The sequence below is a fragment of the Streptococcus mitis genome (assembly GCF_002096755.1).
In the GTDB taxonomy this organism is placed as follows: Bacteria; Bacillota; Bacilli; order Lactobacillales; family Streptococcaceae; genus Streptococcus; species Streptococcus mitis_AC.
This window is the reverse complement of the sequence record NZ_NCVF01000017.1, coordinates 21,900-47,968: the sequence shown is the minus strand read 5'-3', so window position 1 is coordinate 47,968 and position 26,069 is coordinate 21,900. Positions and strand designations below refer to the sequence as shown.

General features: G+C 41.9%; 25 protein-coding genes, 1 pseudogene and 1 riboswitch. Of the genes and pseudogenes, 6 read left to right on the top strand and 20 right to left on the bottom strand.

Annotation, left to right across the window (positions count from 1 at the left end; genetic code table 11):
• Window positions 1-12 precede the first annotated feature (12 nt).
• The 7 genes from fabG to B7700_RS01235 form a co-directional block, all read right to left on the bottom strand.
• Window positions 13-744, bottom strand: coding sequence for a 3-oxoacyl-[acyl-carrier-protein] reductase (gene fabG / locus B7700_RS01265; RefSeq protein WP_084886606.1), 732 nt, complete (start codon window positions 742-744; stop codon window positions 13-15).
• 40 nt (window positions 745-784) lie between these two features.
• The gene (fabD, locus tag B7700_RS01260) at window positions 785-1,708 is read right to left on the bottom strand and encodes an ACP S-malonyltransferase (RefSeq protein ID WP_084886604.1); all 924 of its coding nucleotides are present in this window, start codon (window positions 1,706-1,708) and stop codon (window positions 785-787) included.
• Window positions 1,701-2,675: an enoyl-[acyl-carrier-protein] reductase FabK gene (gene fabK, locus B7700_RS01255; RefSeq protein ID WP_084886602.1), complete on the bottom strand. Its 975-nt coding sequence runs from the start codon at window positions 2,673-2,675 to the stop codon at window positions 1,701-1,703. The genes fabD and fabK overlap by 8 nt, the downstream gene beginning before the upstream one ends.
• A gap of 117 nt (window positions 2,676-2,792) precedes the next feature.
• Window positions 2,793-3,017, bottom strand: coding sequence for an acyl carrier protein (locus B7700_RS01250; protein ID WP_000257838.1), 225 nt, complete (start codon window positions 3,015-3,017; stop codon window positions 2,793-2,795).
• Between the two features lie 59 nt (window positions 3,018-3,076).
• Complete coding sequence (locus tag B7700_RS01245; RefSeq protein ID WP_084886600.1) at window positions 3,077-4,051, bottom strand: beta-ketoacyl-ACP synthase III; 975 nt, start codon at window positions 4,049-4,051, stop codon at window positions 3,077-3,079.
• On the bottom strand, window positions 4,051-4,485 hold the full coding sequence (gene fabT / locus B7700_RS01240; RefSeq protein WP_000386355.1) for a fatty acid biosynthesis transcriptional regulator FabT: 435 nt from the start codon (window positions 4,483-4,485) through the stop codon (window positions 4,051-4,053). The genes B7700_RS01245 and fabT overlap by 1 nt, the downstream gene beginning before the upstream one ends.
• A 93-nt stretch (window positions 4,486-4,578) precedes the next feature.
• On the bottom strand, window positions 4,579-5,364 hold the full coding sequence (locus B7700_RS01235) for an enoyl-CoA hydratase (protein ID WP_045612219.1): 786 nt from the start codon (window positions 5,362-5,364) through the stop codon (window positions 4,579-4,581).
• A 209-nt stretch (window positions 5,365-5,573) separates the two neighbouring features.
• Between B7700_RS01235 and B7700_RS01225 the strand changes: the two genes are divergently transcribed.
• The 3 genes from B7700_RS01225 to serS all read left to right on the top strand — a co-directional run bounded on the left by B7700_RS01225 (window position 5,574) and on the right by serS (window position 8,800).
• Window positions 5,574-6,938, top strand: a complete 1,365-nt coding sequence (locus B7700_RS01225; protein WP_050242190.1) for an aspartate kinase — start codon at window positions 5,574-5,576, stop codon at window positions 6,936-6,938.
• 2 nt (window positions 6,939-6,940) lie between these two features.
• Entirely contained in the window at window positions 6,941-7,312 is a 372-nt protein-coding gene (locus B7700_RS01220; protein WP_000079350.1) for a DUF956 family protein, read from the top strand.
• A 213-nt stretch (window positions 7,313-7,525) separates the two neighbouring features.
• On the top strand, window positions 7,526-8,800 hold the full coding sequence (serS, locus tag B7700_RS01215) for a serine--tRNA ligase (protein ID WP_084886598.1): 1,275 nt from the start codon (window positions 7,526-7,528) through the stop codon (window positions 8,798-8,800).
• Window positions 8,801-8,824: 24 nt separating this feature from the next.
• Here the strand turns inward: serS and B7700_RS01210 are convergent, their stop codons facing one another.
• The 6 genes from B7700_RS01210 to zapA form a co-directional block, all read right to left on the bottom strand.
• Window positions 8,825-9,724: a TDT family transporter gene (locus B7700_RS01210; RefSeq protein WP_084886595.1), complete on the bottom strand. Its 900-nt coding sequence runs from the start codon at window positions 9,722-9,724 to the stop codon at window positions 8,825-8,827.
• 216 nt (window positions 9,725-9,940) lie between these two features.
• Window positions 9,941-10,489 (bottom strand): carboxymuconolactone decarboxylase family protein, encoded by a 549-nt coding sequence (locus B7700_RS01205; RefSeq protein WP_033686525.1) that lies wholly within the window; start codon window positions 10,487-10,489, stop codon window positions 9,941-9,943.
• A 132-nt stretch (window positions 10,490-10,621) separates the two neighbouring features.
• On the bottom strand, window positions 10,622-11,944 hold the full coding sequence (locus B7700_RS01200) for an alanine/glycine:cation symporter family protein (protein WP_084886593.1): 1,323 nt from the start codon (window positions 11,942-11,944) through the stop codon (window positions 10,622-10,624).
• Between the two features lie 90 nt (window positions 11,945-12,034).
• A riboswitch (glycine riboswitch) is annotated at window positions 12,035-12,123 on the bottom strand.
• Between the two features lie 163 nt (window positions 12,124-12,286).
• Window positions 12,287-14,623 carry an endonuclease MutS2 gene (locus tag B7700_RS01195; protein WP_084886590.1) on the bottom strand — a complete coding sequence of 779 codons (2,337 nt, stop codon included), beginning with the start codon at window positions 14,621-14,623 and terminating at the stop codon, window positions 12,287-12,289.
• 102 nt (window positions 14,624-14,725) lie between these two features.
• The gene (locus tag B7700_RS01190; RefSeq protein ID WP_084886587.1) at window positions 14,726-15,274 is read right to left on the bottom strand and encodes a CvpA family protein; all 549 of its coding nucleotides are present in this window, start codon (window positions 15,272-15,274) and stop codon (window positions 14,726-14,728) included.
• Complete coding sequence (zapA, locus tag B7700_RS01185) at window positions 15,271-15,573, bottom strand: cell division protein ZapA (protein WP_000002022.1); 303 nt, start codon at window positions 15,571-15,573, stop codon at window positions 15,271-15,273. The genes B7700_RS01190 and zapA overlap by 4 nt, the downstream gene beginning before the upstream one ends.
• 86 nt (window positions 15,574-15,659) lie before the next feature.
• Here zapA and rnhC point away from each other — a divergent pair, with 86 nt between their 5' ends.
• The 3 genes from rnhC to recD2 all read left to right on the top strand — a co-directional run bounded on the left by rnhC (window position 15,660) and on the right by recD2 (window position 19,760).
• Entirely contained in the window at window positions 15,660-16,541 is an 882-nt protein-coding gene (rnhC, locus tag B7700_RS01180; protein ID WP_084886584.1) for a ribonuclease HIII, read from the top strand.
• Between the two features lie 3 nt (window positions 16,542-16,544).
• Window positions 16,545-17,159: a signal peptidase I gene (gene lepB / locus B7700_RS01175; RefSeq protein ID WP_001083986.1), complete on the top strand. Its 615-nt coding sequence runs from the start codon at window positions 16,545-16,547 to the stop codon at window positions 17,157-17,159.
• Window positions 17,160-17,393: 234 nt separating this feature from the next.
• Entirely contained in the window at window positions 17,394-19,760 is a 2,367-nt protein-coding gene (gene recD2, locus B7700_RS01165; RefSeq protein WP_084886582.1) for an SF1B family DNA helicase RecD2, read from the top strand.
• A 47-nt stretch (window positions 19,761-19,807) separates the two neighbouring features.
• On the opposite strand, the gene tig is transcribed toward recD2, so the two are convergent.
• The 7 genes and pseudogenes from tig to B7700_RS01130 form a co-directional block, all read right to left on the bottom strand.
• Window positions 19,808-21,091 (bottom strand): trigger factor, encoded by a 1,284-nt coding sequence (tig, locus tag B7700_RS01160; protein WP_042751668.1) that lies wholly within the window; start codon window positions 21,089-21,091, stop codon window positions 19,808-19,810.
• Window positions 21,092-21,472: 381 nt separating this feature from the next.
• Window positions 21,473-22,825, bottom strand: a pseudogene (locus B7700_RS01155) (ISLre2 family transposase).
• A 146-nt stretch (window positions 22,826-22,971) separates the two neighbouring features.
• Window positions 22,972-23,811, bottom strand: a complete 840-nt coding sequence (locus B7700_RS01150; protein WP_001183258.1) for a Fic family protein — start codon at window positions 23,809-23,811, stop codon at window positions 22,972-22,974.
• Between the two features lie 70 nt (window positions 23,812-23,881).
• Window positions 23,882-24,133, bottom strand: coding sequence for a hypothetical protein (locus B7700_RS01145; protein ID WP_084886579.1), 252 nt, complete (start codon window positions 24,131-24,133; stop codon window positions 23,882-23,884).
• 90 nt (window positions 24,134-24,223) lie between these two features.
• On the bottom strand, window positions 24,224-25,021 hold the full coding sequence (locus tag B7700_RS01140) for a ParA family protein (protein ID WP_049478274.1): 798 nt from the start codon (window positions 25,019-25,021) through the stop codon (window positions 24,224-24,226).
• A gap of 120 nt (window positions 25,022-25,141) precedes the next feature.
• Complete coding sequence (locus tag B7700_RS01135) at window positions 25,142-25,726, bottom strand: recombinase family protein (RefSeq protein WP_084886576.1); 585 nt, start codon at window positions 25,724-25,726, stop codon at window positions 25,142-25,144.
• Window positions 25,727-25,836: 110 nt separating this feature from the next.
• The gene (locus B7700_RS01130) at window positions 25,837-26,067 is read right to left on the bottom strand and encodes a hypothetical protein (RefSeq protein WP_084886573.1); all 231 of its coding nucleotides are present in this window, start codon (window positions 26,065-26,067) and stop codon (window positions 25,837-25,839) included.
• Window positions 26,068-26,069: the final 2 nt, after the last annotated feature.

Here is a 26,069-nt window from a genome sequence, read left to right as displayed (position 1 = left end):
CTCTAGCTTCTGCTACATACTTAAGCCACCATCAATGGCAACCACTTGACCAGTTAGATAATCTTGGCCTGCTAAAAATACTGTTAAATCTGCAACCTGCTCTGCCTGCCCAAATTCTTTCATAGGAATTTGCGCCAGCATAGCATCTTTTACCTTGTCTGATAGAACAGCTGTCATATCGGACTCAATCATTCCAGGAGCAATAGCATTAACCCTGATATTGCGATTGGCCACTTCACGCGCCACAGACTTGGTAAAACCAATCAAACCAGCCTTAGAAGCTGCATAGTTAGCTTGACCGATATTCCCCATCAAACCAACAACACTAGACATATTAATGATAGCACCTTCTCTGGCTTTCATCATCGGTTTCAAGACTGATTGTGTCATGTTAAAGGCACCAGTCAGGTTAACCCTGAGCACTTTTTCAAAATCTGCTTCTGTCATCTTGAGCATAAGGGTATCTTGGGTAATCCCTGCATTGTTGACCAAAACATCTACTGAACCCAGCTCTACAATAGCTTGGTCAACCATACGCTTAGCGTCTGCAAAATCTGACACGTCTCCTGATATAGGAACCACCTTGACACCATAGTTTGAAAACTCAGCGAGCAATTCTTCTGAAATTGCACCACGACTGTTTAAGACAATGTTGGCTCCTGCTTGAGCAAACTTGTGGGCGATGGCAAGACCAATCCCACGACTCGAACCTGTAATAAAGATATTTTTATTTTTTAGTTGCATTCTTTTCTCCTGTTTCCTCTTGTATTTATGGGAGAAGGGATTACTTGTTTTCTAGCAAAGTTTCCAAACTCGCCTGATCTTCAACATTGGCTAGTCTAGCGATCTTATCAATTTTTTTGACAAAGCCTGACAAGACTTTCCCCGGGCCAATCTCTATAAAGTTGGTTACGCCTGCTTCTTGCATAACTGCAATACTTTCATAGAAACGAACTGGTTCCTTGACCTGACGCGTCAAGAGTTGAGCAATGTCTTCTTTTTTCATGACCGTAGCTTCTGTATTGCCGACTAGGGGACAAGTAAAATCTGAAAAACTTACCTGAGCTAGAGTTTCAGCTAGTTTCTGGCTAGCAGACTCAAGGAGAGCGGTATGAAAAGGTCCTGAAACCTTGAGAGGAATCAATCGTTTAGCTCCTGCTTCCTGCAAGAGTTCAACAGCTCGGTCAACTGCAGTCACTTCTCCACCAATCACGATTTGTGCAGGTGTGTTATAGTTAGCTGGGGTAACCACTCCAAGTTCAGAAGCTTTTTGACAGGCTTCCTCAATAACCTCTACTGGCGTATTGAGAACTGCCACCATCTTGCCAGAGCCAGCAGGAGCCGCTTCTTCCATATAGGCTCCACGCTTAGCTACCAAGGCTACTGCATCTTCAAAATCCAAGGCGCCACTGGCCACCAAGGCAGAGTATTCTCCAAGAGACAAACCAGCAACCATATCAGGCTGATAGCCCTTTTCTTGCAATAAGCGGTAAATAGCAACCGAAGTCGCTAGAATGGCTGGTTGCGTATAGCGGGTCTGATTAAGTTTTTCTTCTTCCGTATCGATGAGATGACGCAAATCATAACCGAGCACCTGACTCGCTCGATCAATCGTTTCTTTGACAATTGGATACTGATCATAGAGATCCCGTCCCATCCCTAGATACTGGGCACCTTGACCAGCAAATAAAAAGGCTGTTTTAGTCATTTCTTACAACTCCTGGCCAACGAGAGGCTTCTTCTTGAATTTTCTTAGCTGCTCCATAGTACAAATCTTTTAGGATTTCTTCAACGGTTTCTTCTTTGGAAACAAGTCCTGCAATTTGACCTGCCATGACAGATCCGCCATCAACATCTCCGTGAACAACTGCTTTGGCTAGGGCACCTGCTCCCATTTGTTCAAAGATTTCTAAATCAGGATTTTCCTGTTTAAAGGCATCTTTCTCAGCTTGTTCAAAATCACGAGTCAATTGATTTTTAATAGCCCGAACAGCATGTCCAAAGTGTTGAGCTGAAATCGTAGTATCAATATCTCTAGCTTTTAAAATCTTGGCCTTGTAATTTGGATGGGCATTAGACTCTTTTGCAACGACAAAACGCGTTCCAACCTGAACAGCCTCTGCACCTAGCATAAAGCCAGCCGCAGCACCTTCACCATCAGCAATCCCTCCTGCAGCAATAACAGGAATAGATACAGCAGCAGCAACCTGGCGCACCAAGGTCATGGTTGTTAATTTACCGATATGCCCCCCAGCTTCCATTCCTTCTGCAATAACGGCATCCGCACCGATTTTTTCCATGCGTTTCGCTAGGGCAACACTTGGCACAACAGGAATAACCGTAATACCAGCTTCATGAAAACGTTCCATGTATTTGCTTGGATTTCCTGCGCCTGTTGTAACTACCTTAACCCCTTCCTCGATAACGAGGTCTACAATATCTTCCACAAAGGGAGACAAGAGCATGATGTTGACACCAAAGGGTTTATCAGTCAATGATTTGATTTTATCAATATTTGCCTTGACAACTTCTTTAGGGGCATTCCCCCCACCGATAATCCCTAGTCCTCCAGCCTTGGAAACAGCTCCTGCCAAATCACCATCAGCAACCCAGGCCATTCCTCCTTGGAAAATAGGATAATCAATGTTCAATAATTCTGTAATACGCGTTTTCATAGTGCCTCCATCGTTTCTTGCTTACGTAATAGTTCGATACCGTCATAATTTGACAATCAAACTATTGCCTAAACAAGAGGGAGCGGGTTTCCCTACTCCTTCTATCTTATATTCTGCTTATTTTGTTTGCTCTTCAACGTAGGCAACCAAGTCACCAACTGTTTTCAAGTCATCTTCTGCTTCGATTTGGATATCAAAAGCATCTTCGATTTCTGAAATTACTTGGAACAAGTCCAATGAATCTGCGTCCAAATCATCAAAAGTTGATTCAAGTGTTACTTCTGATGCGTCTTTTCCAAGTTCTTCAACGATAATTTCTTGTACTTTTTCAAATACTGCCATGATAGGACTCCTTTAAAATAAATAGTTTTTTTATAACAATGTGTTCACCACATGATTACCTAAATTGTAAGAATGAGCGTGCCCCAGGTCAAGCCTCCACCGAAGCCTGATAGAAGAACAGTCTGGCTACCGTCTAAACGGATGAGGCCTTGTTCTACACACTCTGAAAGTAAAATCGGGATACTTGCTGCACTAGTATTGCCATATTCCATCATATTGGCTGGAAGTTTAGCTCGGTCGACACCGATTTTTCTAGCCATTTTATCCAAAATACGGTCATTAGCCTGATGAAGTAGCAGATAATCCAAGTTTGTCGCCTCTATAGGAGACTCATCAATAGTCTGTTTGATTGACTTGGCCACATCTCGAATAGCAAAATCAAAGACCGCGCGCCCATCCATCTTCAAAAATGAATCTGCATTTTCTTGATCTGAAAATGGAGAATGTAAGCCTGACTGTCCATAAGTTAGACACTCGCTGCGACTCCCATCACTATTGAGACTCTCAGCTAAGAAATGCTCTTGCTCGCTAGCTTCTAGCAAGACTCCACCAGCACCATCTCCAAACAACACAGCTGTTGATCGATCTGACCAATCAACTGCCTTAGAGAGGGTTTCACTACCAATCACCAAGCCTTTTTGAAAGCGACCAGAAGCGATAAACTTTTCAGCAGTTGATAAGGCAAATACAAATCCACTGCAAGCTGCTGTTAGGTCAAAAGCAAAGGCCTTATTAGCACCAATATTGGCTTGGACACGAGCAGCTGTAGAGGGCATCATAGAATCTGGAGTAATAGTAGCTAGAATGATAAAATCCAGCTCTTCTCCTGTGATTTCAGCTTTTGCCATCAGTTTCTGAGCAACCTCTGTAGCCAAATCACTAGTAGATTCTGTTCTTGAAATATGCCTTTGTCGTATTCCCGTCCGACTTGAAATCCACTCATCATTGGTATCCATAATCTGAGCCAAATCATGATTTGTAACCACTTGCTCTGGCACATAATGAGCAACCTGGCTTATTTTTGCAAAAGCCATTATCTCAAATCCTCCAAAAATTGATAAAGATTAGTCAAACCTTTGCTCATAACCTCAATTTCTTGCTTACTCATACCATCAATGATTTTTTCAACCATGGCCTTGTGGAAGCGTTTATGTAGCCTATGAACCAAGCGACCTTTCTTTGTCAAATGCAGATGTACCACACGTCGATCATGTTCTGAACGAATGCGTTCAATGTAACCCTTGCGTTCGAGATTATTCAAACTAGTCGTAACTGTCCCAAGAGTCACCATCAACTCTTTTGACACTTGACTAGGTGTCACATCTGGAACTTTTCCAATCACATCAATCGTATGCATTTCTTTGATAGAGATATCCTTGAAACGACTACCCCTCAAGCTAACTTCCTCAATAACGAGGACATTGTTAAATATAGATGTTAAATATTCATTAATTCGTTGGTAGTCCAATCTTTCCTTCCCTCCTTTTCAAAAAAACTTTTAGAATCAAAACATTTGACAAAAGAATTATATCAAAGTTCAAAGAATGGTGCAAGTATTTTTTTATTTTCCTGTAAATTTAGGTCGTCTTCTTTCCGAATGAGCCCGAACTCCTTCTTTGAAATCCTCTGTTTTCGCTAGTGATTCCTGTAGGTTCAGTTCTAAAGCAGCATAATCTTGCCAGTCTTTAAATTGACTCTCCCAAACCAACTTCTTGATGGCAGCATAGGAATTAGCTGACCCGCGTCTCAATTTTTTAAGAAGCTGTTCTCTCGTCTTTTCAAGTTTATCAGCTTCAGAGACCCGATAAACAAGACCCCACTCCAGAGCTTTTTCTGCGGACAAAGCCTCACCTGTCATGGCTAATTGAGCAGCACGCGTCACACCAATACTTCGACTCAAGAGATGAATTCCTCCTGCATCCGGAGCCAAGCCAACTCCAACAAAGGCTTGGATAAATTTAGCCTTATCCGTTGCCAGACAGAAATCTGCAGCAACAGCCATATTTGCTGCGGCACCTGCAACAGCCCCATCAACCTCCATCAAGACAGGTTTAGCAATTTGCTTGATTTTATAAGAAATAGTATTGACCAATTCTGCGATTTTTGTCAATGATGGAATATCATCCTCATCCACCGCCCGCTTCATCTCTACTAAATCTCCCCCAACTGAAAAGACTTTGCCATTCGCGTTGATTAAGACAAAATGCACAGCCGGATCCTCTTCTGCCAAAGTCAGAGCTTCTAAAATCTCCTCACACATAGGAATATGAAAACCATTCGCGACCTCAGGACGATTCAAGGTAAGGATTGCCAAATCCTCTTCAAGCTGATAAATAATGTGTTCCATTTGAACTCCTTTTTATTTTATAAGCTGGTTAAATTATTTTATTTTCAAAGTATATCTTTTTTAAAATCAGAAAGCAAGAAAAAATCAACTGAAAGTGTCTCAGCCGATTAGAAAGGCTCGCTTTATCCTAGAACGCATCTTATTTTCTTCATTGAAAAAAGGCTTTCTTTCTGCTATAATCGTATAAAATACTTACTTTAGGAGTTCTTATGAAAGTTGTTAAATTTGGAGGTAGCTCTCTTGCCTCTGCTAGTCAATTAGAAAAAGTTTTAAACATCGTCAAAAGCGATTCAGAGCGTCGTTTTGTCGTCGTTTCTGCGCCTGGTAAACGTAATGCTGAAGATACTAAAGTTACGGATGCCTTGATTAAATACTACCGCGACTATGTTGCTGGTAACGATATTAGTAAGAGTCAAAACTGGATTATCGACCGCTATGCTGCTATGGTTAGTGAACTAGGTCTTAAACCAGCTGTTTTAGAAAAAATTTCAAAAAGTATTCGCGCCTTAGCTACTCTTCCTATCGAAGAAAATGAATTTCTCTACGACACTTTCCTAGCAGCCGGTGAAAATAACAATGCTAAATTGATTGCTGCCTACTTTAATCAAAATGGTATCGATGCACGCTATGTGCACCCTAGAGAAGCTGGTATTGTAGTCACAAGTGAACCTGGTCACGCTCGCATCATTCCATCAAGTTATGACAAGATTGAGGAATTGACAAATGCCAATGAAGTCCTTGTCATTCCTGGTTTCTTTGGTGTTACCAAGGAAAATCAGATCTGTACCTTCTCACGTGGAGGATCAGACATTACAGGTTCTATCATTGCTGCCGGTGTTAAGGCAGACCTCTATGAAAACTTTACGGATGTTGATGGTATCTTTGCAGCCCACCCTGGTATTATCCACCAACCACACTCTATCCCAGAGTTGACCTACCGTGAAATGCGTGAATTGGCCTATGCAGGATTCTCAGTCCTTCATGATGAAGCCCTTCTTCCTGCCTACCGTGGAAAAATCCCTCTCGTTATCAAGAATACCAACAACCCTGACCACCCAGGTACCCGTATCGTTCTAAAACACAGTAGTGATGAATTTCCAGTTGTGGGAATTGCTGGTGATTCTGGCTTTGTCAGCATCAACATGTCTAAATACCTCATGAACCGTGAGGTGGGATTTGGACGCAAGGTTCTGCAAATCCTTGAAGATCTTAACATCGGTTGGGAACATATGCCAACAGGTATCGACGATCTTTCAATCATCCTCCGTTCTCGCGAACTAACTCCTATCAAGGAAGAAGAAATCCTTCGTCAGTTGGTTCAAAAGGCTGAAGTAGACCATGCAGAAATCGAACACGACCTTTCTATCATTATGATTGTTGGTGAAAAGATGAAGAGCCATATCGGAGTAACTGCTACTGCGACACGCGCTCTATCTGAAAACAAGATCAACATCCAGATGATGTCGCAAGGTTCTAGTGAAGTTTCTATTATGTTCGTTGTCAATAAAGACCAAGAGAAAGCAGCAATCAAAGCCCTCTACAATGCCTTTTTCGGTGAAAGTAAGGAAGACTAACCATGGCCCAATCTCTTAACAAAACAGTGCTTCTCAATACAACAGGTACCTCCTACCTCTCTATAGCTGGGAAAGTTGGGAAATTTCTTGTCGGAGATCAGGCTCTGGAATTTTACCCAGATGTCAATGTCGAACAATTTATCCAGATTCCTTGGAGCCATATCAACCAGATTGGGGCCAATGTCACTGGGCGAAAAATCAGTCGCCACTTCGAAGTCTTTACAGACAGAGGAAAATTCCTCTTTGCTTCAAAAGACTCAGGTGCCATTCTTAAAATTGCTCGCGAAAAACTGGGCAATGACAAGGTCGTCAAACTTCCGACCCTGATTCAAACCATTAGTCAAAAATTTAAAAATCTATTTGCAAAAAAGTAGAAACTTTAGTATAATCATAGCAACGGATAAGTAGGTTATCTTCTTCTTTCAGAAAGTCTGCGGGTGCTGCGAGCAGATAGGAGGGATAGGTGAAATTCTACCGTTAGTAACAATTACATACACAATCAAGTGCACACCTGTGAAGTTGGATGGAACCGTGGCCCTGCCACTCCAACGCTTTGTCAGGTGTGCTTTTTTTACAAAGGAGTTCTTATGTTAGATATCAAACGTATTCGTACAGACTTTGATGCTGTCGCAGAAAAATTGTCTACACGTGGTGTAGATGCTGCTGTCTTAAACGAGATGAAAGAAATCGATGCTAAACGTCGTGATATTTTAGTCAAGGTTGAAACTCTCAAAGCAGAACGAAACACAGTTTCTGCTGAGATTGCCCAAGCTAAGCGCAACAAGGAAAATGCAGATGACAGGATTGCTGCCATGCAGAATCTATCTGCTGAGGTTAAAGCCTTGGATGCTGAATTGGCAGAAATCGATGCTAAATTGACAGAATTTACTACTACTCTTCCAAACATCCCAGCTGACAGCGTTCCTGTTGGAGCTGATGAAGATGACAACGTGGAAGTTCGCCGTTGGGGTACTCCACGCGAGTTCGATTTCGAGCCAAAAGCTCACTGGGATCTGGGTGAAGACCTTGGCATCCTTGACTGGGAACGTGGGGGTAAGGTAACAGGAGCTCGCTTCCTCTTCTATAAAGGTCTCGGTGCTCGTTTGGAACGTGCCATCTACAACTTTATGTTGGATGAACATGGAAAAGAAGGCTATACAGAAGTCATCACGCCTTACATAGTTAACCACGATTCTATGTTTGGAACTGGTCAATATCCAAAATTCAAGGAAGATACTTTTGAATTGAGCGACAGCAATTATGTCCTTATTCCTACAGCTGAGGTTCCTCTAACAAACTACTACCGTGATGAAATCCTTGACGGTAAAGACCTGCCAATCTACTTCACTGCTATGAGCCCATCATTCCGTTCTGAGGCTGGTTCAGCTGGCCGTGATACTCGTGGCTTGATTCGTTTGCACCAATTCCACAAGGTTGAAATGGTTAAATTTGCTAAACCAGAAGAATCTTATGAAGAATTGGAAAAAATGACAGCTAATGCTGAAAATATCCTTCAAAAACTTAACCTTCCATACCGTGTCGTTGCTCTCTCTACTGGAGATATGGGCTTCTCAGCTGCGAAGACTTACGACTTGGAAGTTTGGATTCCAGCACAAAATACCTACCGTGAAATTTCAAGCTGTTCAAACACAGAAGATTTCCAAGCCCGTCGTGCCCAAATCCGTTACCGTGATGAAGCAGATGGCAAGGTGAAATTGCTCCATACCTTGAACGGTTCTGGACTTGCAGTTGGACGTACAGTGGCTGCTATTCTTGAAAACTACCAAAATGAAGATGGTTCTGTGACCATCCCAGAAGCACTTCGTCCATACATGGGTGGAGCTGAAGTTATCAAACCATAAAAAATAAGGTTTAGCTATTTCTAGCTAGACCTTTTTTCGTAACCAATTCAGATAAGCGCCTAACACAAAGACTAAAATAATTAAGCAAATAGCGGTTTCAGCCAGTACTAAATAATCCAAAAATGGAAGTTTCAAGATTCCCTGAGCCATCTTGAGCGAGGTAGCTGTGATAATGGTCGGGAAGGTGAGGGCTGAGAAGGCTGGTTGAAAGCCTTGTTTTAAAATATTGGGCAGGCGAGTCAAAACAAAGAAAAAGAAAGTTTGAGAAGCCAAAATCATGGCAATCAAGAGCCAAGTCGGTAGGCTGGCTCCTCCAACTCGAACTAGGGAAGCCAAAAGTAGAGAGAAGGGAGCACAATAGATTCCTTCTTGTCCAAGCATGGCTAGTGGGAGTGGATGTTTCTTTAAATCGCTATAAATAAGCGGATAGAGATAGAAGGTTAGGAGAAAACCAAAACTCAAGGTCGCATAGGCAATTTCGATGATACCGACAAGAGGATAGGTCAAAGCTGCCACTGCTATCCCTACATAGAGAACCGTCCAGCTTGGAGTCGCACTGACTCTCTTTCCTGGACAGGCAAACTTGATGGTGAAACCAGCAATCAAGGCCACATCCAAGAGAAATGAAAACCACCAGAGCCCTTGCGCGACTAAAGGAAGATGAGGAAACAAGCGAAAGACATAAGTTGATAAAATCATCCCAGCCATGGGAAAGGTGGCCATCCCTGACAAGAGAGGGGGTTTGGTCAACTCTTGCTTGGTTTCTTTCCAATTAAAGAGATGAAAAATCAGAAAGTAAATCCACAAAACCAAACCTGTCAGACTAAAAAGATGTGACAGAACCGGCAACGTATCTAAAATAAGATTTCCAGCTCCTGCTAAACCTAGCAAACATCCAGAAAATACCAAGGGGAGTTTTTTCATCCTAACCTCCAATAATCATGTTAGTTTCAGTATAGCATAAAAGCGCTTAAATGAGGACTTAATACTCTTCGAAAATCAAATTCAAACCACGTCAGCGTCGCCTTACCGTACTCAAGTACAGCCTGCGGCTAGCTTCCTAGTTTGCTCTTTGATTTTCATTGAGTATAAAAAAAACGAAGCCCGTTGATTTCAGACTTCATTTTACTCAGATATGAATTAAGCATAAGGTTGCAATTCTGGGTTAATTGGGGTATTGGCTAGGTTGTTGGCATAGTTACAGAGGCTTGCTAGGCTGACACCAAGAACCACATCCAAGGCATTTTGTTGAGTGTATCCAGCTTCTAAAAACTCACCCAAGGCTTCATCTCCTACACGACCCTTGGTATTGATTACCGCCAAGGTAAACTTAGCTAGGGTGTCCAATTTAGGATCTGTTTCAATTGGAGTACGATTGCGAAGGGCTTGCAGAAGATCATCATTCATCTGGATTTGTTTGATGGAAAAAGCTGTATGACCTGCGACGCAGAAGGCACAACCATTGGTCACGGCTGCCGTGATTTGCACCACTTCACGCTCTACTGGTGTTAAGCTATTGCGACGATTGATAGCTCCGACAGTTCTGTAGGCTTCTAAAGCAGTGGGTGCATTAGCCAAGAGACCGATTAGGTTGGGAATATAGCCATTGTTATCTTTTTCTACTGTTTCAAGAACTTCTTTCACTTCTGCTGGTGCTGATTCTACTGTATGAATTGTAAATGTTGTCATCATAAAACCTCTTTTCATGTTGTTGAAACCTAGTCTATCACAGATTCTATACCATGTATAATATATATTTTAAATTACACTGATAGAAATTTTTTATGAAAGCAAAAAAATCACACGAGCTGTGTGATTTCATTATTTGTCAAAATACTTTTTAGTCTCAGCAATAACGACCGGCGACAAGACTAAGAGGGCAATCAAGTTTGGCAGAGCCATCAAGGCATTGACAATATCTGCGATAATCCAAACCATATCCAACTCGATAAATCCTCCCAACAGAACCATGAGCACAAAGACCACACGGTAGAGCCAGATAAAGCGAACCCCAAAGAGAAACTCAAAACAACGTTCTCCGTAATAGTTCCAACCTAGAATCGTTGTAAAGGCAAAGAGCACAAGGAAGATGGTCAAAAGGGCAGGTCCAAAGTGTGAAAAGACTGTTGAGAAGGCTGACTGAGTCAAGGCAACCCCATTTAAGTCGCCACTCCAAACACCAGTCACCAAGATGGTCAAACCAGTCAGAGTACAGATAATGAGGGTGTCAATAAAGGTTCCTGTCATGGAAATCAAGCCTTGCTCTACCGGTTCATTTGTCTTAGCCGCAGCAGCTGCAATGGGAGCCGAACCCAGACCAGATTCGTTTGAGAACACACCACGCGCCACACCATTTTGAATAGCCATTCGAATGCTAGCGCCAGCAAAACCACCCACCGCAGCAACAGGACTAAAAGCGGATGTCAATATTAAAGCGATTGTGGCAGGGAGTTTGCCAATATTGAAGAAAATAACTGTAAGTGTCCCTAAAATATAGATGATGGCCATAAAAGGAACAACAGTAGTTGAAACCTTTGAAATAGACTTGAGTCCGCCAAAGACTGCAATCGCTACTAAGACAGACAAAACAAGAGCCGTGATAGCTGGCGAAATAGTCGTTGTATTTTGGATAGATTCTGTAATCGAGTTGACCTGGGTGAAGGTTCCGATTCCCAACAAAGCTACTAAGACACCTGCTATAGCAAAGAAGATAGCAAGTGGTCGCCACTTTTCTCCCATCCCTAGAAGGATATAATGCATTGGCCCTCCCGCTACTGCACCATGGTCGTCCTTAGTGCGGTATTTGATTGCCAAGAGTCCTTCCGCATACTTGGTAGCCATTCCAAAGAAAGCAGCCATCCACATCCAAAAAAGAGCTCCTGGTCCACCGACCTTGATAGCCGTCGCAACTCCGATGATATTCCCCGTACCAACTGTCGCTGCGAGGGCTGTACACAAGGCCGCAAAACTAGACACATCGCCATGCCCCTTATCCTTAGTAAAAATAAGTTGAAAGGCCTTAGGCAAACGCAAAACCTGTAAAAGTCCGAGACGGGCAGTTAGGTAAATCCCTGTTCCGACCAATAAAATCAGGAGGGGAGGTCCCCAAGCAAAAGCATCGATTGATTTAAGCAATTCTAACATTCTATTCTCCTATCTTTTCAACCCCAAAAGAAAGAGCACATGCAAGATACATGTACTCTGGAATGCTTAGATAAATGCTAAAAAGCGGTCTATCCTAGCTCTGTCCTTTTACCTGAGAGTTTGAGCAGTTACCTGCCTTGCCCCTTCGGTGCCTTTACGGTCTCTCCAGAGTTCCGTCCATTTACAGTCATGGAAAATCAAACGATTCTCCACTTCTATTAAACTTCATTCGGTGTTGGTATTTAATTGATTTTTATTTTACAAAAAATGTTGGCTTTTGTCAATGTGTTTATTAGTAAAACTTAATTCAACAGTTTTTACTTTATAAAGCTCGGAATACTTCTATCCTTTAAAAGTCACAATAGTCGCACCACTGCCTCCAGCATTTTGTGGGGCATAGCCGAAACTCTTGACATGTTTGTTTCTTTGTAGGTATTTGGTGACTCCTTCACGGATGACACCTGTTCCGATACCATGGATGATATCAACTTGTGCCATATTGTTAAGCAAGGCTTGGTCGATAAAGGCATCTAGCTCATTCATAGCCTCTTCATAGCGTTTGCCTCGAAGGTCCAGTCTAGCTTGTGGGCCACGACCAGAAGTTCGTTTCACGACATTGACCTGTTTCTTCTTGACTTGCTTTTCTTGCTGAGCTTGAACAAGGTCAAACTCTTTTTCTTCCAAGGTCATCTTAATCAACCCGACTTGAGCTTCCCAGCGGCCGTCCTTGAGTTGACTGGTCAAGGTACCACGCTGTCCATAACTGAGAACAACGATATCATCTCCCACCTTTGGAGCTCGTTTTTTCTTGGCCTTTTGAAGGACCTTGTTTTTAGACAAGTCCACTTTTTCAGGAGCCAATTTTTTCAGTTTAGCCTTGGCTTCAATGATTTCATGGGGCTTGAGTTGAGATTTACTGTGGAGATTTTTAAGAATCTGGTCACTCTCACTTAGGGCCATGTCCACAATCTCAGCAGCCTGTTCACGCGCCTTGTTAAGCTCGGTTTCCTTTTCACGATTAAGCTCGTTGTAAAGTTTTTTAAGCGCACGGTTCATCTTGAGATTTTCTTGCTCCACCTCACGGATATTGTCCAAGCGTTTGCGACTCTCTAGCGTCTGCTCTTCCAGCTGCTCAATGATCCGATTGACATCATTGTCCTGATCGACCTGCTGACTGGCATCCCCTACGATGACTTCAGATAGGCCTAGACGTTTGGCAATTTCAAAGGCATTGCTTCGACCAGGCACGCCCTGCATAAAGCGATAGGTCGGGCGAAGAGTGGCAGTATCAAACTCCATGCTGGCATTTTGCACAAAGGCTGTCTCAATACCATAGGCCTTGAGTTCGGGATAGTGGGTGGTCGCCATGGTCTTGACTTGACGCAGGCGAAGGTCCTCCAGAATAGCCATGGCAAGAGCAGCTCCTTCTTGAGGGTCTGTACCAGCACCCAACTCGTCTAAGAGTAAGAGGGAATGTTGGTTGACCTTGCCAAGAATATCCACGATATTGGTCATGTGGCTAGAGAAGGTAGACAAACTCTGCTCAATAGACTGCTCATCGCCAATATCGGCAAAGATTTCTTCAAAAATACCCACACGACTTCCCTTGTCTGCTAAAATCGGCAAACCAGACTGAGCCATAACCTGCGTCAAGCCCAGAGTTTTGAGCATGATGGTCTTACCACCAGTATTGGGACCTGTGATAACAATGGCTGTTAAATCTTGACCAAAATGGACATCATTTGCGACGGCATTTTTGACCAAAGGATGGCAGACATGGAGCAGTTGAATCTCCTGATTTTCTGACAGCTGAGGAACGACTGCTTGCCTTTCTTGGATAAAGCGGACCTTGGCACGAATCAAGTCTAGATGGCCGATAATCCAAGCGTCGTTGGCAATTTCAGCCGCATGAGGGCGAACACGCTCAGAAATTTCTTGGAGAATTCGAAGCATTTCATAGCGCTCATCTGCTCGCAGACTAGCAATTTCTTCGCTCAGTTTGACCACCTCACGGGGTTCGATGTAGACGGTATTTCCACTAGCAGAAATATCATGAACGACACCTGCAATCTTATTGCGGTAGGTGTTTTTGACTGGTAAAACCTGACGGCCATTTCTGCTAGCAACAATCCCTTCTGTCAACATCTGCGCTTTTTGCTTGAGCAAGTCTTGTAAGACATCGCGGACCTGACTCTCGCTATCATGGATTTTTCGACGGATTCGCGTCAATTCTTCACTGGCAAAATTTTCAATGAAACCTGCATCATTAAAGGCCTGAAGATTTCCTTGTAATTGAGGAAAATCGTGTAATTTCTCAAACCAGAGGGTTAATTCTGTCAAGCTGACATTTTCCAGATTGGCATAAAAACTTTGCAGCTCTCGGCTAGACAGAAGCACGCGCTTCAAGAGTAGGAACTCCTCGATATTGAGGTCCGCTCCCATCTCCAACCGCTTGCAGACTCCTGCAATTTCCTTAGTTGCGAGAATGGTGAAATGCGGTTGCTCGACGAAAAGAGCCTGCATTTCCTTCATCTCAGCAAAAGCCTGTTTGATTTTATCTGCTTTGGCAGTCGGAGTAAGCTGTCTCAATTGCTCCAAGCCCTGCTCGGTCAACAAATGGGGTTCAAACAAGGCCTTAACCTTATTGAACTCTAATGTTTCTAGTATTTTTTTGTTCATCTTTATTTCCTTGTCTTTGAATGTCTAGGTGTGGTAGCTTTTTACATTCTGATAGATTCGAGTCAATCTGTAAACAAAGGGCTAGGAAAATTCCTGCCCTTTTTATCCGATTAAATTTGTCACCCAGATTTGTTTGAGCCAACTGGTTGTTACTGGTATGCTCTGGATGATGTGTTTTGCGACGATACTCTTTTCAAGAGGATTTTGAATAGCTGCCATGGGAATGGTTGCCAAGATAGTCAAGGTCATTTGCAAGACAAATAAGGTCACCAACATGGACAAGATACCTGCTGAAACTTGGAACAACTTGCCACCCAGTTTTTTACTAGGAAGCAAATGTAACAACAGACCAAGTAAACGACCGATACTATAGACAATCCCAAATACAAGCAAGTAACCGATCCCTGCATAAAAGACCTTATCCAACTGAAAGAGTTGATCCGATGGGAAAAAGAAAGTTCCCTGACCTTCCTGCGGATTTGCATAAGGGAGCAGCAAATGAAATTGCTCTCCAAGTCCCTTATAAAACTGGCCAGCCACAAAAGCCGATGCCATGGCTGAAATCAGGTAATAAATCTGTAAAAGGAAGCCTCTCCGATAGCCGATATAAAATCCCCAAGCCAAGACCAATAGAAGAAGGAGTGAAATCATAAGGAATCCTCAATCTTGCTCTGCTCTTGCTTACAAGTCACAAGCTTGTGGCGCAGTTCTTCTAATTCTTGCTCCTTATCATCAAATTCAATCTCACGGCTGAGCTGAGTTGATAAACAGTTGACTGCCAACAAAAGAGCGATTGTCTCATCATCTGCGCTAGGCATTTGTTCTTTAATTGCTTGGTATTTTTCTGTCGCAACCTTAGCGATTTCCTCCATAAAAAGGTTATCATGCTCGGTTGTCAAGGTTAATGATTTTTTCCCGAATGTAAATTTGAATCGATTTAGATTTGCCATAAAATTCACCTCACGATATTATACCAAAATTCGCTAATTTTGTCAGTTTTTACAAATTTGCCTTCTTTTATGGTACAATAGAAACTATGGCAAGTATAACACTCACACCAAGCGAAAAGGAGATTCAGGCTTTTCTTGAACACTACCAAACCAGTCTGGCTCCCAGTAAAAATCCCTATATTCGCTACTTTTTGCGACTACCTCAAGCAACGGTTTCTATCTATACTTCTGGAAAGGTCTTGCTTCAGGGTGAAGGAGCTGAGAAATATGCTAGTTTCTTTGGCTATCAAGTTGTAGGGCAAACCAGCGGACAAAATCTCCCTTTGATTGGGACGGATGAGGTTGGAAATGGTTCCTACTTTGGTGGACTTGCAGTTGTGGCTTCCTTTGTCACACCTGACCAGCATGACTTCTTGCGAAAACTAGGTGTGGGGGATTCCAAGACACTGACCGACCAAAAGATCCGTCAGATTGCTCCTATCCTCAAAGAAAAAATCCAGCACCAGGCACTACTTCTCTCACCAAGCAAGTACAACGAGGTCATCGGAGACCGCTACAACGCTGTTTCGATTAAGATAGCCCTCCATAACCAGGCTATCTATCTCCTTCTTCAAAAAGGTCTTCAGCCTGAGAAAATTGTGATTGATGCCTTTACTAGTGCTAAAAATTATGACAAGTACTTGGCACAAGAGGCCAATCGTTTCAGCAATCCGATCAGCTTAGAAGAAAAGGCTGAGGGTAAATACTTGGCTGTCGCAGTTTCTTCTATCATTGCGCGTGATCTCTTTCTAGAAAATCTTGAAAATCTGGGACGAGAGCTGGGCTATCAACTTCCAAGTGGAGCTGGAACGGCTTCTGATAAGGTTGCTAGCCAGATTTTGCAGGCCTATGGTATGCAAGGACTCAATTTCTGCGCCAAACTGCACTTTAAAAATACTGAAAAAGCGAAAAAACGCTTAGAAAGGTAAGTTATGAATTCATTTAAAAATTTCTTAAAAGAGTGGGGATTGTTCCTCCTAATTCTGTCATTACTAGCTTTAAGTCGTATCTTTTTTTGGAGCAATGTTCGCGTAGAAGGGCATTCCATGGATCCTACCCTAGCGGATGGCGAAATCCTCTTTGTTGTCAAACACCTCCCTATTGACCGATTTGATATCGTGGTTGCCCATGAAGAAGATGGCAATAAGGACATCGTCAAACGTGTCATCGGAATGCCTGGCGACACCATCCGTTACGAAAACGATAAACTTTACATCAATGATAAAGAGACAGATGAGCCTTACCTAGCTGACTACATCAAACGCTTCAAGGATGACAAACTCCAAAGCACTTACTCAGGCAAGGGCTTTGAAGGAAATAAAGGAACTTTCTTTAGAAGTATCGCTCAAAAAGCCCAAGCCTTCACAGTTGATGTCAACTATAACACCAACTTTAGCTTTACTGTCCCAGAAGGAGAATACCTTCTCCTCGGAGACGACCGCTTGGTTTCAAGTGACAGTCGTCACGTAGGTACTTTTAAAGCAAAAGATATCACAGGGGAAGCTAAATTCCGCTTCTGGCCAATCACCCGTATCGGAACATTTTAAGAAATCGAAGAGGCCGAGAATCACCAATCTCAGCCTCTTCTTCTATCGTGAGAATATGATTATTCACTATCCAGTTTGATTAAGATAGAAACAAAGTTATACTCAATGAAAATCAAAGAGCAAACTAGGAAGCTAGCCGCAGGCTGTACTTGAGTACGGCAAGGCGAAGCTGACGTGGTTTGAATTTGATTTTCGAAGAGTATTAACTCTCACCTATTTATGCAAAGGAATCTTATGGAAGTTTATTTTTCAGGAACCATTGAACGGATTATTTTTGAAAATCCCAGCAATTTTTATCGCATCCTCCTCCTAGAAATCGAAGATACGGACACAGAGGATTTTGATGATTTTGAAATCATTGTCACGGGTACCATGGCTGATGTGATTGAGGGAGAAGACTACACTTTTTGGGGGCAAATTGTCCAGCACTCCAAGTATGGGGAACAACTGCAAATCAGCCGGTATGAACGCGCAAAACCAACTAGCAAGGGCTTGGTCAAGTACTTTTCAAGTAGCCATTTCAAGGGAATTGGTCTCAAGACAGCTCAGAAAATCGTGGATACCTATGGCGATAATACCATTGACGAAATTTTGCAATACCCAGAAAAGTTAGAAGGTATCGCAGGACTATCTGCCAAAAATCGAGAGACTTTCGTTTCTACTCTCCGTCTCAACTACGGAACAGAGATGATTTTAGCTAAACTGGCCAACTACGGCATTCCCAATAAACTAGCCTTTCAGATTCAAGACTTTTACAAGGAAGAAACCCTTGATGTGGTTAAAAATTATCCCTACCAGCTGGTTGAGGATATCAAGGGCTTGGGATTTACCATTGCTGACCAATTAGCGGAAGAACTAGGTATCGAAAGTCAGGCTCCTGAACGCTTCCGCGCCGGTCTAGTACATAGTCTTTTTCAGGCCTGTATGGAAACAGGGGACACCTATGTTGAAGCACGGGATTTGCTGGAACAAACCCTTAATCTCCTTGAATCTTCCCGCCCCGTGGAACTGGATCCCAGCCAAGTGGCCCAAGAACTCTCCTACCTGATTGAAGAAGACAAGGTTCAGCAGGTTGATACCAAGATTTTTGACAACAGCCTCTTTTTCGCTGAGGAAGGCATCCGCAGTCACTTGGTTCGTATCCTTGAAAAAGGAAAACAGAAGAGTCATGATTTAGAAACCATTCAAAAACATATCACTACTGTTGAGGAAGAACTGGGAATTGAGTATGATAGCATTCAAAAACAAGCAATCTGTGACGCTATCCAGAACAAGGTCTTTATCCTGACAGGTGGACCCGGTACGGGTAAGACGACTGTTATCAATGGAATCATCGCTGTTTATGCCCTTTTAGAAGGACTTGACCTCAGGAAGAAAAGCAACCTGCCGATTCTTCTTGCTGCTCCAACTGGTCGAGCTGCTCGACGCATGAATGAATTAACAGGCTTGCCAAGCGCTACTATACACCGCCACTTGGGAATGACAGGCGACGATGATACCAGTCATCTGGAAGATTATCTGGATGCTGACTTTATCATTGTAGATGAATTTTCCATGGTGGATACTTGGCTGGCCAATCAACTCTTCTCCAACATCTCTTCTAACAGTAAAATCCTCATCGTGGGAGACAGCGATCAGCTACCGTCTGTCAGTCCTGGACAAGTTCTAGCGGATCTGCTTCATATTCCTTTGATTCCTCAGACTCGCTTGGAAAAAATTTATCGGCAAAGCGAAGAATCAACCATCGTTACCCTGGCTAGTCAGATTCGACAGGGCATCCTGCCAGCTGATTTCACCCAGAAAAAAGCAGACCGTTCCTACTTTGAAATTGCTAGCGGACATATTCCTGCTACTATTGAGAAAATCTTAGGCGCTGCCCTCAGAAGTGGTATTCCTGCACGTGATATTCAGGTTCTGGCTCCCATGTACCGAGGGACTGCAGGGATTGATGCTATCAATCAGCTCATGCAAGACCTCCTGAACCCACCACAAAAAGACCAACTCAGTTTTGAAGCTCCCCAGTGCCACTATCGTAAGGGAGATAAGGTCATTCACTTGGTCAACGATGCTGAAATCAATGTCTTTAATGGGGATTTAGGAGCCATCACAGACCTGATTCCGAGTAAATACACCGAGTCGAAACAAGACGAGATTGTCATTGATTTTGATGGCAACGAAGTCTCTTACCCACGTAACGAATGGTACAAGATTCGCTTGGCCTATGCCATGAGTATTCATAAATCTCAGGGAAGTGAGTTCCCAGTTGTCATCCTGCCTATCACCAGTGCTAGCAGGCGTATGCTGGAGAGAAACCTCATCTACACAGCCATTACACGTGCCAAAAGCAAGCTTATCTTACTAGGTGAATTACAGGCCTTCGACTATGCTACCCAGCACATCGGAACTGCCCGAAAAACCTATCTGATTGAACGCTTCAGTGATCTATTGGAAAATGTCGAAGATAATAAACCAGCTGTCTCTGAAACTACCACATCAACTGCCCCTGAACAATCCTACATCCTAACCGAAGAAAACTGGGATAGCATCCCAGCCATGATTGGGATTACAGACGCAGATCTCAAAGAGATTTTTGGAAAATAGTACACAAGAAAACCCACCAATTCAGGTGGGATTTTTGTTTATTAAGATTATTTAACTGTTGCTGTGCTTGTGATCAATTCAACAGCTTTTTTGATTGTGATATCGTGTTTCAACATATCAGCTGAAAGCAAGCTTTGTACTTGAGCCACTTCCATGTTGTAGTCTGTTGCCAATTGCTCAACTTCTTTTTGGATTTCTTCTTCTGAAGCGTCAAATCCTTCAGCTTTCGCAACTGCTTCGATAACAAGGTTAGTCTTCGTACGTGACTCAGCTTCTCCCTCGTATTGTTTGTGAAGGTCTTCTTGAGTAGTTCCAGTGATTTGGAAGTACATGTCAGGGTTGATACCTTGACGTTGCAAGTTTCCAAGGAATTCATTAACTGAACGGTGAACTTCTTCGTGGATCATTTCTTCTGGAAGTTCTACGATTTCAGCATTTTCTACAGCTTTATCAATTGCTGCACCTTCAACGGCATCTTTGTATGCTTCTTCTTTAGCAGCAGCCAATTCCTTGCGGTATTTTTCTTTCAATTCAGCAAGTGTTTCAACTTCTTCATCGATGTCTTTTGCAAGCTCATCGTCAAGAGCTGGAACTTCTTTAGCTTTTACTTCGTGGATAGTTGTCACGAATTTAGCTTCTTTACCTGCAAGGTCTTCTGCTTGGTAGTCTTCTGGGAATGTTACGATAACATCAACAGTTTCACCAGCTGAGTGACCTACCAATTGGTCTTCGAAACCAGGGATGAATTGACCTGAACCAAGTCCAAGTGAGAAGTTTTCACCTTTTCCGCCATCAAATTCAACACCATCGATAGAACCAACGAAGTCGATGACAACAGTGTCGCCGTTTTCAGCAGCAGCTTCTTTGATAACCAATTCAGCCAAGTTGTTGCGTTCGCGTTCGATACGCTCTTCAACGTCAGCGTCAGTTACTTCTTTTTCAACATCTACTGATACTTCAAGGTTTTTATAGTCACCCAATTTTACTTCAGGTTTTGTAACGACTTCAGCAGTGATAACCCAGTCTTGACCTTTTTCCATTGAAGTTACGTCAATTTTTGGTTGAGCAACCACTTCAAGACCAGCTTCTTTTACAGCTGCTTCATAAGCATTTGGCAAAAGAGCGTTCATAACGTCTTGGTAAAGTGACTCTTCACCAAATTTTTTGTCGAAGATAGGACGTGGAAGGTGACCTTTACGGAAACCTGGAACATTAAGAGATTTCTTCACTGAGTTGAAGACACGATCCAATTCTGGTTTGATTTGGTCTTGAGAGATAGTGAAAGTCAAGACACCACGGTTTGTTTCTTTGTTTTCAAATGATACAGACATTCTGTCATTTCTCCTTAAAATTTTTTAAATACAGTCTATTATAACATAAATGGGCGACTTTTTTCAAGTAATGAATGCGCTTTGAGTGTGTCTGTTTTTGGGAGAAAATGAAAAGTCACCAAGAGAACGAAAATCAAGACCGAAACTTTCAACTTTTTCCTGTCCCAGTCTTGATTTATTGTTCTTTTGATGATACAATAGCTATAAACTGATTGAACAAGTGTCGTTTGTTTAATCGGTGGGCGTTTGAGTGTTCGTCGCACTCAGCGCCTTTTGTTCGTGTTTTTTATAAGTCTATTATACCACTTTGGGAGGAGAATGCAAGCATTTTCCCAAACTTTTTATCTAAAAAGCTTGACAATTCATGGTTTCATCTGATTTTTAATCCCTTTCATCGGTAAGAGATCCCCAATACTTCGTTTTTCGGTTTGAGCGATTGACCTGTGGTAGTGTATAATCTGATTTTTGAGTATGTTAAAAGTGACCAGGATAATCTTTTTCCTGGTCTTTTATTGTTTGGTAGGATTTCCTCCACTCTCCAAAAAAGAGGTCTCTCAATTCTCCTGTATGGTTTAAAAGAATGGTTTGGCTCATAGTATCAGCGCCTTTCTCACTCCAATACATACCTCTATTTTTCATTCGATACGTCACTTTGCGATGCTGAGATTCCATGATACCAATACCCTTGCTACTGAGTCCAAAGCTCTCAGGATGATCAGTATATTTAAAGTTTTTCAGAAGTTGTCTTTTGAAGCGTTGAAAAGACTCTAATTTTTTGTCTGATTTAATCAAAGATTCAGCCGTATCAAGTACCGTTTCTAGTAAACCCTTATCTCGGCTCTTGACCGCTTTAAAGGCTTGTTTGGTCAGCTCTAAAGGAAAAGTACGTAAATTCTTTTTCAGGGATTGATTCACGTGAAAAGCATCCCAAAAGTGCAAATGCTCTTTAGGCTTAAAAGCACTAACTAAGTCCTTAAAGTCCGTAGGAGAATAGCCTTTACCACCATCAGAATTAGTCACAATGACCGTTTCGGGAGTAATTTCAAAATGCCTAGTCAACAAATCCATTAGTCTATCTTTGGCTTTATGACAGCGTGTAGAGATAACTTCTATCTTGTCTTTTAAGATATTCCTCTTCCCCTTCTTGCTTCCAGTATGGACGACAAAATGACTTAACTCAATAGACTTCTTTTTCCTGTCAGGTATTGCCTGTTTGACCCAAACCCCATCACCTTCAATATAGACTTTCTTTGCTCTCACTTTGTCCTGGTTATCTTCAGACCAGTCTGAAGCTGACAAGGAGTCGTACTCCTCTTTTTCAGCTAGGAGTTCACCTGCCACGTCTAAAGCGTGCTGAACTGTATTCTTGGTGATATAGATTTCCTTTAACATTTCCATCACCGATACAACTTTACGATAGGGCATAAAATTAGCAAGCTTGGTCACCTGGTAAAGTAGCTCCTGAGAAAACCTCGACCTTGGTTCTAGTCCTAGCTTTTCATCAACAGGGATTCGGATGGTGTCATCTTTCTTCCATCTGCTACGTGAAAAGGTCATTTCTCCAAAAGAAAAAATAACTGTCCGCTCTTTTTGATTGATTCTTTTGTACCCCTGCGCTCGCATACTAGGGGCAATGAATTTTTCATAGTTTTCAATCATCTTCAGAAAAGCCCGTTGATTATTTTGGTTCAATTGCCTTGAAAATTCTCTTTCGTCTAACACGGTTATATCCATTTTTGTCACCTCAATCATCGCTACCGCCTATTATACCCCAAAAACAAGACAAGAAGAAAGACCTCTCCAAACGGAAGGGTCTATATTTTTATAGTGATTTTAACATTGGTTTATATCATGATTTTAATAGTGATTAAAATCAATATCTAAAGTGATAAACCTTGGTCTTTTTGGTTCTTTGGAGCGGATGCAGTTGGTAAAACCTCTTGATACATTTTCTTTAGAGATAGCTCGTGTTGACCACCTAACAATAGATTTTCAAAAAATCTATCCAGGTATTCAGGATTTTTCTTCAGCAATTTTGCATTGTCCAAAACCAGGGCATCCCTGAAGTAACGTGCATTCTCTTTGAACGGGCTATTATCAACTTCAAAGCCTAGTGAACGTAGGTACTTAATCATGAAGACCGTAACAGTTCGGGTGTTGCCCTCTCCAAACGGATGGATCTGCCAAATTCCCGATACAAACTTTTTCAAGTGCTTGACCATTTCTTCAGGTGTCTTCCCTCGATAGTCAAATTGTGACTCCTGGTCAAAATCATAGGTTAAGCTAGCCGAGATAGTTTGATAATGGTCATAGATAACGCTATCTCCCTCTAAAATCGGCTCTTTTTTAGTGATGTTATAATGACGATATTCTCCTAAAGGGATACCTTGACTTAGAACGCCAAAGAATAGCTCTTTATGGATTGATTTTAGAGTGGTTGGGGCAAACTTGAAGGCGTTGCTTGATAACAGCTCTACAATCCTTAAAGAGACAATATCAGCTTCTTTCGTGCTATCATCGGTCTCTTCATGGTATTTGGTAATTTGGTCATAAATTTGTTGATACTCAATCTTACCTTCAATCTGCTCTTTAGCCAATTCAACCATATAGCGTGATGGCTCAAGACCGTCCACTTGCTGAAGACCAAAGCCAGTCTGCCATAAGTCAAGTTTAGTCTGATAGGAAAGGTTGGGGTTATCAATTTCATAGGTTGGTTGCATAGGTCACCTGCGTAAATAATATTTATAGATATTTTTATCATGATTTTAATAGTGATTAAAATATTGACGATTATTCTTCAGAACTCTCAATATAACTCTCAATCCAATCATCAAGGAAAGTTGATGCTCCGCTATATCCTGCTTGCTCCGCAATCCTATCTAGCTTTTCTCGATTTTGGGGCTTCAAGGTGAACTGATAAGGATGTTTGGTCTTCCCTGATGGACGACCTGCTCTTCGCCCTTGTGATTTTGCCTTAGGGACTGACGGTAGTGTCTCGCCTAACGCTTTACTAATTTTGTCCTTTTTGATTTCAAAAGCCATTGCATACCTCTTTTTAAATAGTTATTTATATCATGATTTTAATAGTGATAAAAATATTGATTAAAATCATGGTTTTTATATTGATTGATATTAGGAGTTATCCGACACGGTCTGAATTTGGATCAGTGTTTCTTCCAAAGCTGAAAAGAAAGCCTTGTGTTCGTTTCGTGATGTTTGGTCAGCCATGATGTCAATAACAGTATTGTCTTTTGATGCACGGTTAAACAATTCCTTTTGAGGAATTTGACCAACAACATTGTCATCATTTTCAAGGACAGATAACAACTCTTTCGATTTTGCCGTATTATGCTTTATCATGTTAGGCAAAAAGTAGAGTTTAGCAGTAATTAGAGACTCACGGCTTGGACGTACAATTTCTGTTTTTCTGTACTCGTCAAGACGGACTTCAAGATTTTGTTTCGCTTCAAAAGCAAAATCGCTTGGCGTAATAGGACTGAAAAGAGCATGACTAACAGCGATAGCATTTCTTGTAGCAATCCCGAAGTCAGGTCTGCAATCTAAAATCACATAGTCGTACTGTGCCAGGTTCTTTGCTTCCAGGTTCTCACCTAGCCAGTCATACAGAAACATATTCTGATTAGGATTGGTTTCAAGTCTTCTTTCAGCTTCATCTAGTCTCATAGAACCTGCAATTAAATCAATGTTAGGCGCAACCGATAAAATGTTCACGTCTCCTGAACCAGTAAAGACATTAGCAACCGTTCCTGAATCCTCGTAAACGTCATAAAAGTGTGTTAGGTTACTTTGATGGTCTAGGTCAATAAATAAAACTCTATGATCTTTACTAGCTAAATACTGACCAGTTAGAAGAGCTAAAGTGGTTTTACCGACTCCACCCTTGATGGCAACAAAACTAAGTAATTTCATTTGTTTTTTCTCCCTCCATTTTCTATACTTCTATTATAATATAAATCATGATAAAAATCAATATAAAAATCATGATTTTAATCAATATTTTTATCACTATTAAAATCATGATATAAATCACTATCTTTTTATCTGATATTTTTCACGGTAGCGCCTAAATGTTCGCTCGTTTATGCCTGTTAAGCCTGCCACGTCTTTATCAGACTTTCCTGAAAGGTAAAGCTCGAAGGCGTGTTTTAGTCTGCTATCGTCTTCAGTAAAGAGTGCCTTTCTGCCCTGGTATTTGCCCTGAGTTTTTGCAATAGCTATCCCTTGGGCTTGACGTTCCTTGATACGTTCCCTTTCAGCTTGTGCCTGGTACTTGTAAAGCTCTAAAATTAAGTTGTTTAGAAGCCGTCTCAAGTTATCATCTTCAATCCCTCGAAGGGTTGGAAGGTTTAACACTTCCAAGGTAGCCCCTTTAGTTTGTATCTGATTCATGATTTCAGTTAGCTCCTGGTTATTTCTTCCAAGTCGTTCTAGCTCTGTCACAACGACTATATCCCCTTCACGGATATAGTCAAGCATGGCTTTTAACTGTGGGCGGTCTTTGCTGACACCGCTGATGGACTCTTGAAAGAGTTTGTCAATGTGCTTCAGTTGCTCCAGTTGTCTATCCATATTTTGGTCAGTCGTGCTGACCCTTGCATATCCAATTTTTACCATTTTTCCCCTTTCTATTTTGCCTAACCCTATTGTCCACTCCCTCATCCCTTTAAAATCAAGAAAACGGCAAGCGGACAATAGGCTATACCTCATTGACCTTTTATCTTGCTTTAAAAACTAACGATGTTTGATGAACCGCAAAACGAACAAATTTCATTGCTTTCGAATTTATCCCAAGGGTCAAGTCCATCGAATATCCTTGGATTTTCCTTTTCAGCATTTACTATATCTTGCTTTGTGTATCCTTCCCATTGAGTCCCAATCAAATCCTCAGGTTCAATCCATCCTCTTAATGAGAAAGCAGCTCCACAATCTCGACATTCCACTTGTAACATTGCCATTG